The 13,728-nt window shown below is 72.7% G+C and carries 13 protein-coding genes; 6 read left to right on the top strand and 7 right to left on the bottom strand.

Features of this window, described 5'->3' with window-relative positions; translation table 11 throughout:
- Positions 1-2: 2 nt before the first annotated feature.
- The 4 genes from ACI79C_RS03140 to ACI79C_RS03125 form a co-directional block, all read right to left on the bottom strand.
- Positions 3-2,708 (bottom strand): hypothetical protein, encoded by a 2,706-nt coding sequence (locus tag ACI79C_RS03140; RefSeq protein ID WP_456944147.1) that lies wholly within the window; start codon positions 2,706-2,708, stop codon positions 3-5.
- A 45-nt stretch (positions 2,709-2,753) separates the two neighbouring features.
- On the bottom strand, positions 2,754-3,191 hold the full coding sequence (locus tag ACI79C_RS03135; RefSeq protein WP_456944146.1) for a DUF3846 domain-containing protein: 438 nt from the start codon (positions 3,189-3,191) through the stop codon (positions 2,754-2,756).
- Between the two features lie 73 nt (positions 3,192-3,264).
- Positions 3,265-3,747 (bottom strand): hypothetical protein, encoded by a 483-nt coding sequence (locus ACI79C_RS03130; protein ID WP_456944145.1) that lies wholly within the window; start codon positions 3,745-3,747, stop codon positions 3,265-3,267.
- Positions 3,748-4,056: 309 nt separating this feature from the next.
- Positions 4,057-4,440, bottom strand: a complete 384-nt coding sequence (locus ACI79C_RS03125; RefSeq protein ID WP_456944144.1) for a nucleotide pyrophosphohydrolase — start codon at positions 4,438-4,440, stop codon at positions 4,057-4,059.
- A gap of 165 nt (positions 4,441-4,605) precedes the next feature.
- Here ACI79C_RS03125 and ACI79C_RS03120 point away from each other — a divergent pair, with 165 nt between their 5' ends.
- The 4 genes from ACI79C_RS03120 to ACI79C_RS03105 all read left to right on the top strand — a co-directional run bounded on the left by ACI79C_RS03120 (position 4,606) and on the right by ACI79C_RS03105 (position 8,822).
- Positions 4,606-5,052 carry a hypothetical protein gene (locus ACI79C_RS03120; RefSeq protein WP_456944143.1) on the top strand — a complete coding sequence of 149 codons (447 nt, stop codon included), beginning with the start codon at positions 4,606-4,608 and terminating at the stop codon, positions 5,050-5,052.
- Positions 5,053-5,069: 17 nt separating this feature from the next.
- A complete protein-coding gene (locus tag ACI79C_RS03115; RefSeq protein ID WP_456944142.1) occupies positions 5,070-5,585 on the top strand; it encodes a hypothetical protein in 516 nt (171 codons plus the stop codon).
- A 116-nt stretch (positions 5,586-5,701) separates the two neighbouring features.
- Positions 5,702-7,663 carry a DNA/RNA helicase domain-containing protein gene (locus ACI79C_RS03110; protein ID WP_456944141.1) on the top strand — a complete coding sequence of 654 codons (1,962 nt, stop codon included), beginning with the start codon at positions 5,702-5,704 and terminating at the stop codon, positions 7,661-7,663.
- Positions 7,664-7,964: 301 nt separating this feature from the next.
- Positions 7,965-8,822: an HNH endonuclease gene (locus ACI79C_RS03105; RefSeq protein ID WP_456944140.1), complete on the top strand. Its 858-nt coding sequence runs from the start codon at positions 7,965-7,967 to the stop codon at positions 8,820-8,822.
- A 269-nt stretch (positions 8,823-9,091) separates the two neighbouring features.
- On the opposite strand, the gene ACI79C_RS03100 is transcribed toward ACI79C_RS03105, so the two are convergent.
- Positions 9,092-9,472, bottom strand: coding sequence for a gamma-glutamylcyclotransferase family protein (locus ACI79C_RS03100; RefSeq protein WP_456944139.1), 381 nt, complete (start codon positions 9,470-9,472; stop codon positions 9,092-9,094).
- A 117-nt stretch (positions 9,473-9,589) separates the two neighbouring features.
- Between ACI79C_RS03100 and ACI79C_RS03095 the strand changes: the two genes are divergently transcribed.
- Positions 9,590-10,306: a hypothetical protein gene (locus ACI79C_RS03095; RefSeq protein ID WP_456944138.1), complete on the top strand. Its 717-nt coding sequence runs from the start codon at positions 9,590-9,592 to the stop codon at positions 10,304-10,306.
- 393 nt (positions 10,307-10,699) lie between these two features.
- On the opposite strand, the gene ACI79C_RS03090 is transcribed toward ACI79C_RS03095, so the two are convergent.
- Together ACI79C_RS03090 and ACI79C_RS03085 are read right to left on the bottom strand one after the other, a co-directional pair.
- A complete protein-coding gene (locus ACI79C_RS03090) occupies positions 10,700-11,368 on the bottom strand; it encodes an HD domain-containing protein (protein WP_456944137.1) in 669 nt (222 codons plus the stop codon).
- A 50-nt stretch (positions 11,369-11,418) separates the two neighbouring features.
- On the bottom strand, positions 11,419-12,837 hold the full coding sequence (locus ACI79C_RS03085; RefSeq protein ID WP_456944136.1) for an ADP-ribosylglycohydrolase family protein: 1,419 nt from the start codon (positions 12,835-12,837) through the stop codon (positions 11,419-11,421).
- A 104-nt stretch (positions 12,838-12,941) separates the two neighbouring features.
- Between ACI79C_RS03085 and ACI79C_RS03080 the strand changes: the two genes are divergently transcribed.
- On the top strand, positions 12,942-13,625 hold the full coding sequence (locus ACI79C_RS03080) for an NUDIX hydrolase (protein ID WP_456944135.1): 684 nt from the start codon (positions 12,942-12,944) through the stop codon (positions 13,623-13,625).
- The last annotated feature ends 103 nt before the right edge of the window (positions 13,626-13,728 follow it).

The following is a 13,728-nucleotide window of genomic DNA, read 5'->3' as shown; positions in this document are numbered from 1 at the left end:
GCTCACTCGTGGTCGTCCATGGTGCGGCCGTCCGGCGGGGTGGTCACGGTCAGCGGCACGGCGAGGTCGGTCTCGGCGGCGACGATGTCGAAGCGCTCGTCGTCCACCACCGGGGGCCATGCCTGCGGGTTGAGTTCGCCACGCTCCCGCCGTTCGGCGAGCAGGTCGGCGAACTCCGCCTCGACGGCGACGTGCGGGCGGCAGCACCACCGGTGCTCGTCGGGCGAGTTGGCGTAGGACTCCGGCTCGCAGTCCGGCTTGGGAGCCGAGCGGGTGTCGACGGCCGGCCGGTTGACCTTGATCTCGTGCCCGGAGCTCAGCGTGCCGCCGAACCACTCGACGTCGGCGAGCACCAGCCGGTCGCCGACGGCGAGGTCCAGGCCGCCGTCCGGGGGCGTCCAGCGCAGCCCGTCGACGCCGTCCTCGGCGACCAGCATCCCGACGGGGAGGTGCTGGACCTTGAAGGAGCCCTTCTGGATCCTCAGCGTCGTGGGGTTCCGCTCGACCACGGCCTCGCCGTTGACGTGCAGGGCCACGACGGTGCAGCCGTGGACGAGCCGGCGGGAGCCGACCGCCAACCGGACGGGCTCGACAGAGACCACGGTGGCGACGGCGAGATCGCGGACGCCGGCGTCCTGCGCCCGGTCGAGCGCCGCGGCAGGGTCGGCGAGCGCCGACAGCTGCGCGAAGCAGGCCTCGTCGTCGGCCATCATGTCCACGTGCGCGTTGCGCCACGTGCGGTACGTGCGGGAGAACCGCACGAGGTCGGAGGCCTGGAGGCTCATGCGGCGGCGCCACACGGTCTGCGCCGCACCCTCGAGGTGCCGGTGGGCCTCGCCCAGTCGCGAGTCGGGCAGCGTCGCCAGGAAGGTCAGCGCCCGCTCCAGGACGTCGATCTTGTAGTCGACCGCGGCCCGGACCAGCGCGGTGTACCGCTCCGGCTCCTTCTGCGCGCGGTGGATGTCGTCGGACTCGACGTTGGACAGCCGCGCCCCCGGCGTCGACCGCTGCTGCGCGATCTCGTCGGAGACCTCCTGGTGGTCGAGCCGCTCGCCGGCCACTGCCCACCGGAGCAGGTAGTCGAGGCGGCCGCTGTCCGACGCGGGGCCACCGGGGACGAGGTGTGACACGAGGACGGTGCGCAGGTCGATGATGGGCTGGCGCAGGCTCATCGCCCGCGCCCGGTCCTCCTCGAGCAGGAAGCTGACGGCCAGCCGCTGCTCAGGCGTGAGGGCAGGCGGGATGGTGGCCCTGCCCCCGTCGAAGGTCTGCGGTTCGCGGCCCATCTCCTCGTCGCGCTGCCACCGCAGGCGACTGATCTCGACGCCGGCGAGGGAGTCGGCCATCGCGACCAGCAGGTCGGCGGTCGGCTTGTCCGGCACGACGACGTGGACGGGCTCCGGCTCTCCGTCGAGCCCGGCGGCCGCCTGAAGTTCGGCCATGGCACTGCTGAGTTCGGACCCGAGCAGCCCCATGACAGCACGCCGCGTGTCCGGCGACTGCGGGTCGTAGAACTCGCGCCGTACCCAGGCGCCGGGTCCGGTGGCGGTGACCCGCTGCAGGGCGATCCCGTACACGCCCAGGGCGGCCGAGTCCGACTTGGCCAGGACGACGTTGACCGTGCCGGGGAGGCCGGCCGGGTCGGTGCGGCGACGGGCCGCCCGGACGGGGAACCCGCTGAGGGTCGCCTGCACCTGGGCGATCGTGGCGGCCGGGGCCTCACCCGCAGGGCCGGTTCCCTCGACCAGCGGGACCAGGGCCGGGTGGAGGAGGCGGTCGACGCCGATCTCGATCAGCAGGGACTCCGGCGAGACCCCGCTGCGCAGTTCGTCGCGGCAGTAGGAGAAGAGGTTGCACGTCGTGCAGGCGGCAGGGTCGAAGGCGGCCTCGAGGTGCTCGAGGTGGTCCCGGATCCGGTCGGCGGTCAGCGAGTGGAAGTCGACACCCTCCCCGGCCTGGAGGCGCTCCTGCGCCCGGGCGCGGACTTCGGCGCGGTGGTCGTCGAGCCGCTCGACCAGGGCCTCGGGGCGCAGGAAGTTGTTGCGGGGGACGGCGAGGGCGCCGCAGCGGTGTACCTGCATGCCGGCGGGCAACCTGCTCCAGTTGGCCGCGGACTCTGCGCCGAGCGCCACCTGGAGGAAGCCCTTGAGGAGGCGGCCGTCGTCGATGCGGGAGCGCACCCGCTCGTAGTCCTTGGCGTCGCCCATGATCAGCCAGGAGCCGACGATCTCGTCGTCCTCGGTACGGGGGCAGACGATGGCGAAGTCGGGCTTGACCTCGGTGGCGCCGCCCTCGACGTGCTCCAGATGGAGGAAGGGGACCGCAAGGGAGGAGAGCATCGTCGCCGCGCCGTCGGTGACCGCCGCGGCGTGAGCCAGCGCGAGTTCCTCGGCGGTGACGGCGACGTTCACCCTGCCGGAGCGGATGCGCACGGCTGTGGGACGGGGGAGCCGCAGCCGACCGACGGCCGTGGTGAGCAGTTCGGAGACGAAGTCCTTGTGCCGAACGAGGGCCTCGAAGGTCATCGCTCGCATCCAGCGGGCCTCGGGGATGCCAGCGCCGAGGTCGGGGGCGCCGACCTTCGCGGCCAGTGCCCGCCGGTTCATGCGGGTGACCAGCGGGTCGGTTCGACGGAACCGCTCGCAGGCGGCGTGGGCGGAGGCGGCGACGGCGCTGGTGCCGCCACCGGTGCTCAACGGGGTCGTCAACGGTTCTCCCAACGGGTGAGGGCCTCGGGCCTTCGGGTCTGCCGGCTACGCGTTCGGAGCGTCGGCCACGGGCGAGAGTCGCGGCGCCGAGTAGTCCTGCCACGCCGGTGCATGGTCGCGGTGGGTCTGCTCGGCGAGGGCGGCGGTGACGGCCTCGTCTGAGGCATCGGCGAAGTCGTCGTCGGTGATGCCGGCGACGAGACAGGGACCGACGATCCGGTCGACGCGGGCGAACCCGGGGACCCAGCGGTCTACGAAGCGGGTGGCGCGCGGGTTGGGATCGAGGCCCTTCGCCTTGCCGTCCTCATTGCAGACCAGCACGGTGCGGGGCAGGTCGGGAAGGTAGACGGACTGCGGCCGGCCGTTGCCGAGGGCACGCCAGAGGCCGAGGTCGGAGTGCTCGATCGTCGTCACCGCGACCCGCTCGTCGGGGTCGGTGGGGAAGACGACGACCCGGAGGGAGCCGGGGGTCTCGACGGTCATGCGCGTGTACTCCTGACGGTGCTGGCGTTCGGACATGTCATCGGCGGCCGCCGGCGGTTCCTGAACGCGAGCGTCACGCCGGCTCCTCCGTCCGGGTGGCGGCGGCGACCCGCAGGGCCACGCCGGCGGTCTGGGCGGCGCGGATCTGCGCGCGGGTGACGCAGCAGGAGTCGAGCGTGGTGACGACGGCCTGGGCCCATTCGCCGAAGATCCGCGCGACGTCGTCGGCCTGCTGCACGGGGAGCGGGACGATGACCCCGAAGTGCCGTTCGGTCGGCGTGACCAGCGACTGGAGATCGTCGCGGTCGACCAGGGACTCGGGCACGACCACCCAGAGGAAGGCGAGCATCCCTTGGGCCAGCAGGTGCTCCGGGCTTTCGGCGTCGAACAGGACCGGGACGGCCGGCCGCTGGTCGGGGACCAGCGAGTGGACCGTCCACGTGGCGCGGGAGTTCGTGGTGAGGGTGAGCAGGTGGCGAGCCCGGAGCGGGTTGCCGTAGAAGTCCTCGGGGGCTGTGGGGCCGACCAGAAGCGTGGCAGTGGTCTGACGGGGCACGGGGGCTCCCTCGCATCGACGTCGTCCGGTCGACGCAGATGGTCAGGAGATCTAGGACACGGGCGTCGACCGGGCCTCCCGCCGGCTGCTCACCCTGCTCGGTCGCGGGAACAGTCACCCTGCCGCGTGGAGGTCGGGCGCCCTTGCTGGGAACCGGTCGGAGCAGCCGGCCACCGCTGAGGAGTCAGCGCCTGGGGATCGAGAAGACCACGTCTCCCCGGCCGTCCACGCACACGCCGCAGCGGATGCAGGCGGAGCCCTGCTCGCTGATCAGGTGGACGCCCTCAGCCATCCACAGCCGCGGACGGGCTAACCCGGGACGCCCGGACTCCGCATGTCGCGTGAGCGGAGGGCGCGACCGGACACCCGCTCCGGCGGGAAGCGCTGCTCGTTGCGGTCGATCCGCTGTGCCACGACCTCGAGCAGGTCGATGTCCAGGACGTCGCAGAACCGGAGCAGGTAGATCGCCGCGTCGGCCACCTCGTCCACCAGTCGGTCACGTCGGTCGCCGGCCGTGGTCAGGCCGGACGACTCCTCCTCGGTGAGCCACTGCAGTTCGGCGACCAGTTCGCCCACCTCACCGGCCAGCGCCATCGCCAGGTTCTTGGGGGTGTGGAAGCGGGTCCACTGCCTGGCTTCCGCGAAGGCCCTGAGTCGGTCGCGCAGGGTGTCCAACGTCTGGTCCGACGGCACGGAAGTGAGCCTCCTACACCGCTGAGGCTCTCGCGGAGGCGGCTGTTCGGAGGCTCGTCACAGGCGCGGACGGGGTTGCTCCGACGGGCCGTGTCCTAGATGTCCGGATCGTCCTCGGCATCGTCAACAGCGGCCGGTCACGGCCCACCGAGCAGAGGAGTCCCCATGCCGACCTCATCGAACCCCTCGTACCTGTCCCTTCCGGCGCAGAGCGCACTGATGCCGGCGGAGGTGGCCCCGCCCCAGGCCATGCTGGTCACCGCGGCCATCGCCGTCCTCCGCGAGCACCGCTACGAGGTCCGGCGTGGCACCTACGCGGATCTCGACACCGCGGAGGTCGCCATCGCCGGTGGTCGCCACCTGGTGCTGCTGCCTATGGCCGAGACGATGTGGGGCGGCTTCGAGGACCCCGACATCGACGTGTGGCACTTGATGGTGCTCGACGCAGAAGGGGAGTACCTCGAGTTCCCGCTCGACGTGGACTGGCCGTGGCACTGCCCGTCTGTGCTCTGGGCTCACTCCCTGGGATTGGACCCTGCCGTGGCGGTGTTCATGGTCCAGGCCGCGCTTGCCGATGACCACCTCCGGGCCCACTTCGGGCTCTCCGCCTGAGCCACGGAGGACGGGCCATGAACCTCGACGAGCCGCACACCTCGTGCGTCCTCCTACCGCACGGCCGCACGCCCCCGCACCAGGGGCCGAGCCTGCGTCTCACCCGCGTTCCCGGTCCGGCCGGTGGGCTCTGGCTCCGGCCGGAGACGAGCAGCGGAGGTGACGAGTGGAGCCCGATCGGACGGGAGAGCCGCTGGTCGCCCAACGACCTCGTGCTCGCCGCGGACTGGTTCGACGCCGTCGCCGCCGGCGAGGAGTACGGGGGTGACCGCTGTAGGTGGTTCGCCAGCCCGACGGTGGCGTTCGGACTCGTCGAGTGGAACGACGACGAACACCGGCTGGTGATCGACGTCTGCCTCATGCAGGACCGGCTGGCTCCGTGGCCGACCTTCCGCGAGGGAGGCATCGACGACCCGGCCGGCGACGCCTGCTACATGACCGTGGACCTGACGGTGCAGGCGTGCGAGGAGGCCTCGCTGGCCTGGCGCTGCTGGGCTGAGTTCTACGGCCGCACGCCCTTCGTACGCGGCTGACCTCGAGCGAGAGGCCGGCGCCATCCCGTCCCACCGGGCGTGCGCACGGCACTGACCAAGGACCGACGAGAACCAAGACGAGCCACGTGGCTCGACGGGGAAGGTGGAACACGAACATGTCTCGTTGCCGCTGGCACGGCTCAGCGCAGGACTTCATCACTGCGACCGAGCCCGGGATCATCGGCCGCCTCGTCCAGCGCCTGGCCACACCGGGCGCGTTCGCCCGGGAGGACGCGGCCCGGCGCGGCGAGACCGGCAGTTGGACCCAGAGCCTGCCCCGGGTCGCCGCAGTGCTGCAGCGCGCCGGCCTCCAGAGCGTGCACGTGATCCTCGAGTACAACCCGTACCAGTCGGGCAGCGCGCGGGTCGACGTGATCGTGGCGGGCCTGTCGCCGTCCGGCACACCGACGTACGCCGTGATCGAGGTCAAGCAGTGGTCCGCAGGGGAACGCGATCCCGAGAGCGGCCGCATCCGGGGAACCGGAGCCCGGTACGAGAAGCCCGAGGGCCTGCGGGACCCGTTCGAGCAGGCCCGTGACTACGCGGCCTTCATCCGCAACTACACCGACGGGATGCACGACGAGGAGCAGGTCCTCATCCACCCCGTGGCCTACCTGCACAACGCCACTGTCGATTCCGTGGGCACGCTCCTCGGCGGCGGCCAGCGCCACGTCTTCACGGGCGACGCCGAGGGGGAGGCGCGGTTCGCCGAGACGCTGAAGTCCTGGTTCGCGGTGGAGGGCGCCCACGCGCCGGTCGCGCGGGCCCTCGTCCAGGGGCGCTACCGCCAGGCGCCGGCGCTGCTGGACGCGGCCAGCACGATCCTCACCAACCCCGAGCGCTACCCGATGAGCGACGAACAGGGGGAGGTCCACGCGAAGGTCCTGCAGGCCGTCCAGGAGGCGCTGTCGGACCCGGCGCACCCTCGCGCGGTCATCGTGGTCAACGGCGGCCCGGGTACGGGCAAGACCTGGATCGCCATGCACCTGCTCGGTTCGAACGCACAGGCGCAGCGTCAGATCAGTTACGCCACCAACTCCTCGTCGCTCCGGACGGCCCTGTCCCGGCGGGCGCGTGAGGGCGTCCGCCTGCTCGGGCGGCCGGTCGATGCGCTCATCACCTCCGCCCGCACGTTCTGGGACGAGGAGCGGTGGCGCACTCCGCTCGACGTCCTGCTGGTCGACGAGGCCCACCGGATCACCGAGTACACCGTCCGCACCGGTCACGCCAACTCGCGTGCGCTGCAGCAGAGGCTGGAGCAGCGCAGGATCACCCAGCTCTACGAGCTGGTGAACTCGGCGAAGGTCCTCGTCCTCTTCATCGACGAGGACCAGAGCATCACGCCGAAGGACGACTGCTCCATCACCCGGATCAAGGAGGTCGCCACGCGTGTCAAGGCCTCCTACCAGGAGTTCGAGTTGACCGAGCAGCACCGGTCGGGTGGCAGTGAGGCCTACGAGGCCTGGGTCGACGCGCTCGTGGCCGGCACCCCGAAGGTCTGGAACGACGAGCAGGACTTCACGGTGCGGGTGGTGGACTCCCCCGAGGAGCTCGAGGAGGTGACGTTCGACCCGACGGGGCGCGGGGCCGACTCCGGGGCGCGGCTGCTGGCGGGGTTCTGCTGGGACTGGAAGCGCTGGCCGGACGGGGCCCGCAGCATCCAGGACGTCCCGTTCGACATCGAGATCGGGCCGTGGAAGAAGCACTGGAACCTGCGCAACGGTGTCGACGGGTACCCGGCGGACTCGTCCTGGGCGTCCAAGCCGAGCGGCAAGGACCAGGTCGGATCGGTGTTCACGGCCCAGGGCTTCGAGTTCGGCCGCTGCGGCGTCATCATCGGCCCCGACTTCCGGTGGGACCCGGAGTCCGACGAGTGGGTCGTCGACGTGTCACAGACCAGGTACGGGCAGTTGCTGCGGGCGGCACGGCGGGCCGGCGACCCGGAGGCGGCAGCGGACGCCGAGGACCTGGTGCGCAACCACTACCGCGTGCTCCTCACCCGCGCGATGTCGGCGACCACAATCTACGCCACAGACGACGCGACGCGGGAGAAGCTCGCCGAACTCGTCAACCCCTGAGGTCACGACCTCCCCGTAGCCGTGCGCCGTCCTGCTGCCGGGCAGGGCGGCGCACGGCTCCTCGTCGTCCGGCCGGACCGCATGGTCCTGGCCCTCCGACGCCGGCAGCTGGTGCCCACCGGCTCCCCACCCTCGTGAGAGGCCGGGCGCGCCCGGCGGTTCGCCCCTCGGGGTGAGACATGACGCGTCGGGCTGGAGTACGTGCCCCTCGATGCCGACTCCCGGGGGACCGATGGGGTGTCGAGAGACGGGATCCCGCCGCGGCTGGACAGCCGCCAGGAGATCGAGGATGGGGTGCGACGTGAAGGCAGTGCTGTGGCGGCTGGCCGGTGCTGGCCTGGTGGTGGCAGCAGGCTGGGCGCTGCTCTCGATCCCGGAGAGTCCCCTGTGGCTGCTTGCGATCCCGCTCTGCCTGTGGCTCTCGCGCCGTTGCCGCCGGGCAGCGGCCCGAGCGCGCGCGCAGGCGGCCGAGGCCCGCGCGGCGGCGCATCGGCAGCGAGTGCAGGACGAGCAGGAGCGAGCGCGGCAACAGCGGGAGGCCGAGGCGCGAGCTCGGCGGGACGCGGAGATCGCCGCGATCGACGAGTCCCGCCTGACGAGCCTGCTGTCCGGCGATCTCCCGCGGCTGCCACTGCCCCCGAACCGCAGCCTGCCGGCGGACGAGTGGGTGCACTTCCTCGAGCCCGCCCGCTACGTCACGGGGAACGCGGTGCACGTCGGCGACCTCATGGTCACCAACCGCGGCTTGTACTTCACCGGGGAGGTCGGCCACGAGGTGACCTGGGCGCGTGTCCAGGGCGTGGACTCGGCACGGGACCTGTTGGAGGTGCGCAGCACCACGGCGAGGGGGACGCTGCGCTTCCAGTTCCGCAGCATGACCACGCTGGCGTACGCGTGGGGGAGCGCCTACGGAGCCCTCCGCGTCGCTCAGCGGCTCGCCGTCGCAGCGCAGAGCGGCGAGCGGGACTCGCGCCACGTGACTGCGCTCATGGAACGGGAGGTCTACCGCCGGGACGGTGGCAAGTGCGTGTCCTGCCATGCCACCGAGTACCTCGAGTTTGACCACAAGATCCCGTGGAGCAAGGGTGGCGCGACGTCCGTCAACAACCTCCAGCTGCTCTGCCGCCGGTGCAACGCGCAGAAGGGCAACCGGATCTGAGTCTGCGCCGACGAGGCGTGACGCCGGCCTCGTCAGATGGGGCCGGCCCGACGTCACCGATCCCAGCGAGGCTGGCACTGACCCGTCTGCCCGGAAGACGGCTCAATGGCCAACGCCCGAGATCGTCGTCGGCGGGGGAGGGACCTCGCTCGGAGCGGTGCCGCAGAAGCCCGTGCCCATCGCCATCGCACCGGCGAAGAACACGACGGCGACCCGGCGCCGAGCCCGTAACCAGGCTTCGGTCACGATGGCCGCCCACGTGGACGGGGTCACCAGGCACCTTCGACGGCGGCGAAGCCGGCGGTGGCGCCTGGCCAGCGGTAGGTCCAGCACAGCGTCCCGTCCGCCGTGGTCACCCGAACCCGCTCGAACAGGCCGCTGGCGACCCCTTCGATGAGGTCCAGGCGGGCCAGCACCTCGGGGCAGCGAGCGGGGTCCAGCGGGACGACGACGCCCGGGACGTCGTCGCCGCCGTCCGTCATCGCGGGCCAGCCGTAGGCGGTGTCCCACAGGCGACCGTGGACGGTTGCCACCCGCGGGCCGTTGGAGCGGTCGACGAAGGGCGCCAGGGCGGGCCAGCGGGCCCGGCCGGGCTTGAGCGTGCCGTAGACGAAGACGGCCGCCGGGACGTCGTTGTCGTGCGGTGCCATGGGTTCAGTCCTCTCGAGCCAGGCGTGTGCATCGGGAGCCCATGGTCCGGACAACTAGGACACGGGCCCGGCCCGACGGCGGGAGGTCGTGTCCTAGTTGTCCGGACAGTCGGCGGCATGAGCACCACCGACTGCATCCCGAGCCACCCTGTCGCCTCCTGGGACGACGCCCCTGCCACCGACTTCCCGGCCGATCCCTACCCGGGCCGCCGTCCCGACGGGTCGTTCCTGCTGATGGGTGGTCGCGTCCGCCAGGTGCTGCCCCTTCCGTCTGCACGGTCGGGCTGGACGACCACGGACGGCTCGGACGTCGACGCCCTCCTCGGCGGCGTGGGCGAACCCGGCCTGGCCGCCGAGCGGGTCCCGGTGCTGGCCTACGGCAGCAACGCCAACCCGGCGAAGCTCGCCGGCCTGCGCATCGGCCCCGTCGTCGCCCTGCGGGCCACCACCACCGACCTCGCGGCCGCGTGGTGCACCGACCCGCGCAGGGACGGGCAGATCCCCGCGACGCTCATCGCCGCGCCGGGCACGGTCGAGACCCACCACGTCCTGCTGTGCACGTCCGCCCAGATGACGCGCTTCGACCGGGTGGAGGGTCGCGCGGCCGGGATCTACCACCTCGGCGTCCTCCGGACCGGCACGGTCACGACCGAGGACGGACAGCGGATCGACGACGTCCTGGCCTACGCCGGCGGGTGGGGACGGCAGCCGCTGGCCGGACCCGCGGGTGGGCCGGTGCTCGTGACGGCGGTGCCGCAGGCGCAGGCCGCCGCCTGGGCTGCCCGGCGTCCCGGTGCCTGCGCCACCCCGGCCGTGGTGGAGCGGCTCGGCTGACAGGGCGCACGTGGACACCACCGCCACCTGCTCGCGCCGCTCCGGGCCGAGCGTCGGCGCGGCGACGGCGGCCGACCTGAACCGCTCATCCTCGCGACCAGTGGGGGCTTCGCGGCCCACGGTCCTGCACGGCGCGCCGCGGACCTCGTCGACCACCTCCTGGCTGTGGGGCTCAGGACACACGACGGGTGCTACGGCGTGATGCTCCTGTCGGCTCCGGAGAACCCGAACACCGTCCATCTCCCATCGCCGGTCGAGAACGACACCGTGTCCCCGTCCGGGACGAGGGTCGCCTGGACGCAGTGGCGCCACTACGTCGACCTGGAGAGGCTCCTGGACGGGGCGGAGGTCACCAGCCAACTCGCCTCGTCCTGACCGCGGGCAACGGCCTTCTCAGGCGCGGACTGGCATCTCCGGCGGGACGGCGTCCCGCTCGGTGCCGGCCGCTGCGAGCAGCTCGTCGACCGCTCGGTGCAGGGCATCGGCGATCGAGCTGCCCGGGAGCCGGTCGGCGACCGCCCGCTCGACGCTCGTGTAGTACCAGAGCAGCTCGTCGCGCCTCGCGTTGAACGTCGACCAGAAGCCCTGCCCGTAGCGGCGGACGTCGGCGGCGATGCAGAGCCCGTTGTGGGTCTTGTCGGCCGCGGTCACCAGCAGGGCGTCGAGCGGCTTGTGCGCCAGGCCGGCCACGTACGGGATCTTGCGCTCGGCCCACGTCCCGCTGCGGTTGCCGTCGGCGTCCAGGCCGTCCGAGCACGCGCGCACGATGTCGGCGACGGCGTCCCCGAACGTCGTCCGGATCTCGGCCAGCACGTCGCCGCCGGTCCCGGCCTTCGCGTCCTCCACCGCGTCGTGCAGCAGCGCGGCGATCGCCTGGTCCTCGCTGCCGCCATGCTCCATGACCAGCGCGCTGACGCTCATCAGGTGCGACATGTACGGCACCTGCGAGCCCTTGCGCGCCTGCTTGCGGTGGTGCCGCGATGCGTACGTCAGCGCCTCGTCGAAACGCTCGCTGAGCGGTCCGGCCCCCATCGACCGGCGGTCCTCCAGGGTCGTGGTCACTCGTTCTCCTCTCCTTTGAGTGCGGCGGCGACGATCGCCGGCACGGTTGGTCAGCGGTGAGCGGCGAGCCGCTCGAGCGCGGCGGTGAAGCTGTCGTTCCACAGCCCCAGGTGCTCCCACCTCCGGGCGACGTAGTCGGTCGCCTCGTCGACGGACATGCCGTGATGGCGCACCAGCCAGCCGCGCAGCACGAGGCCGGTGCGCGAGGCGCCGCCGTGGCAGTGCACGAGCAGGCGGTGCCCCTCGGCGCGCAGCGCGGCCATGTCGTCGAGGACGTCGGCCAGGACGGCGTCCAGGCCGTGGTTGTGGTCGTTGTCGGCGATGTAGGCCATCCGGTGCGTCCGGTGGGGGAACGGCTCGCCGAGCCGGCACAGCGAGATGACGGCGAAGTCCTCCTCGCTGTACCGGGCGCCGTCGAGGTTGCCGGCCCAGATGCCGGGACCGTCCTCGTCGGCCGGGATGACCTCGCGCGGGCCGATCCGCGGGATGACGCCCGGGTCGTACGGTCCGCCGTCCTTGCCGTCGAGCGCCGCCGCCAGCTGCTGCAGGTCGGCGAGGCGCCACGCCTTCTCGCCGTGCCCGGGTACCCGGCCGTGCACCACCGACGCCCACCGCATCGGGATCCCGCCCATGCCGTACACCGCGCCGGCCAGCCCGCCGGCGACCGCGGCGACCGTGTCGGTGTCCCCGCCCAGGTCGATGACCAGGCGCAGCACCTCGGCGAAGTCCCGGCCGCGCCGCAGCGCCCACACCGCCTGCCCGAGCGTCGGCCACACCGCGCCGTTGGACTCGGTCGCGTCCTCCGGCGTCCAGTCCGGCGCGAGGACCGTTGCAAACCGCTCCCGGTGCTCGGGCACCACGTGCTCCAGAGCCGACGGGATCGCGGCCAGCGGGTCGCCGCCGTCCAGCGCCACGCGCACCAGCTCGTGGAAGACCGCGCAGCCCTCGCCGGTCGACGGGTCGCCGTGGGTGAGCGCCGAGATCCGGCGGGCGGCGTCCATCGTGGCCGCGCGTCCCTCGTGGGCGAACCGGACGGCGGTGGGGGTGGCGCGCATGAGCGAGCCGTTGCCGGCGGCCCGCCCGGTGCGGCGGAAGTGCTCGGCGGCGGCGACGTCCCACGGCCGGCCGGAGGCCAGCACGGCGCGGGTCTGGACGCCGACGTCCGGCGGGCCGGCCTGCGCCCAGGTGCGGAACCGGTCGAAGACGTCGGCCTCGTCCAGGTCACCGCGCTCGACGAGGGACGTCGCGACGAGCAGGGCCATCTGCGTGTCGTCGGTGAACTCGCCGGGCTCCCACCCGAGCGAGCCCCCGCCGCACATCTCGGTGCGCGCGCCGCGGGCCGGTCCGGGGAAGCGGGCGGAGAAGGCCCCGGCAGGGCCGAACTCGAAGGGGGCGCCGAGGGCGTCGCCGACGGCGGAGCCGACCAGCGCGCCGGCGACGCGGTGCGAGCGGTGCATCGGGACGGTCACTCGGGCCTCCTGCGGGGGACGGGGCGGTCGGGACGCCTATCGTCGAGTTAGCGCATCCCTGCGCCAACTCCAGGTTAGACGGGATCTGCGCTAATGTCCACCGGGTGTACCGCGACAGCTCGGGCAGGCGCCTGGTCGACTACCCGCGGCCGTCGGTCGCCGTCGACACCGCCGTCCTGACCGTGCCGGACGACGACCCGCGGCTCGCCGTCCTCCTGGTGCGCCGGGCGGGGGAGGACCGGCGTGCGGAATGGGCGCTGCCCGGGACGTTCCTGCACGAGGGGGAGACGCTCGCGGTCGCGGTGCAGCGGTCGCTGCGGGAGAAGGCCGGGCTGACGCCGGAGGTCGCGCCGCGTCAGCTGCACGTGTTCGACGACCCGGGCCGCGACGACCGGGGGTGGGTGCTCTCCGTCGCCCACGCCGCCGCGTTGCCGTGGCGTGCGGTCGAGGCGGTGCTCGCGGACCGGCCTGATGGCGTCGTCGTGCGGCCCGTCGAGGAGGTCCGCGGACTGCTCTTCGACCACGACGAGATCGTGCAGCGGGCTGCCGCACGTCTGCGGACGGCGTACCGGGAGCGGCCCGACCCCGAGGGGCTGCTCGACGAGCCGTTCACGATGCGCGAGCTGTTCCGGCTGCACGACGCCGTGGCCGGTGGTCTCCGGTTCTCGGCGGACACCTTCCGCCGCGCGATGCTGCCGATGCTCGAGGAGACGCAGCGCAGGTCGGAGGGGACGGTCGGCAAGCCGGCGCAGCTCTACCGACGAGCGCAGTCCCTCGTCGGCGACTGACCTACGACGAGGGCGTCCGACGGTTCCCGCGACTCCTGTCAGTGGTGCGTGTCAGCATCCGCGCCCGGCCGTCGCGGGGACGGTCAATGACACGGGGAGTGGC

Source organism: Geodermatophilus sp. SYSU D00697, from assembly GCF_054050175.1.
Note: the sequence above shows the minus strand (reverse complement) of the source record. Positions and strands in the feature narration are given on the sequence as shown.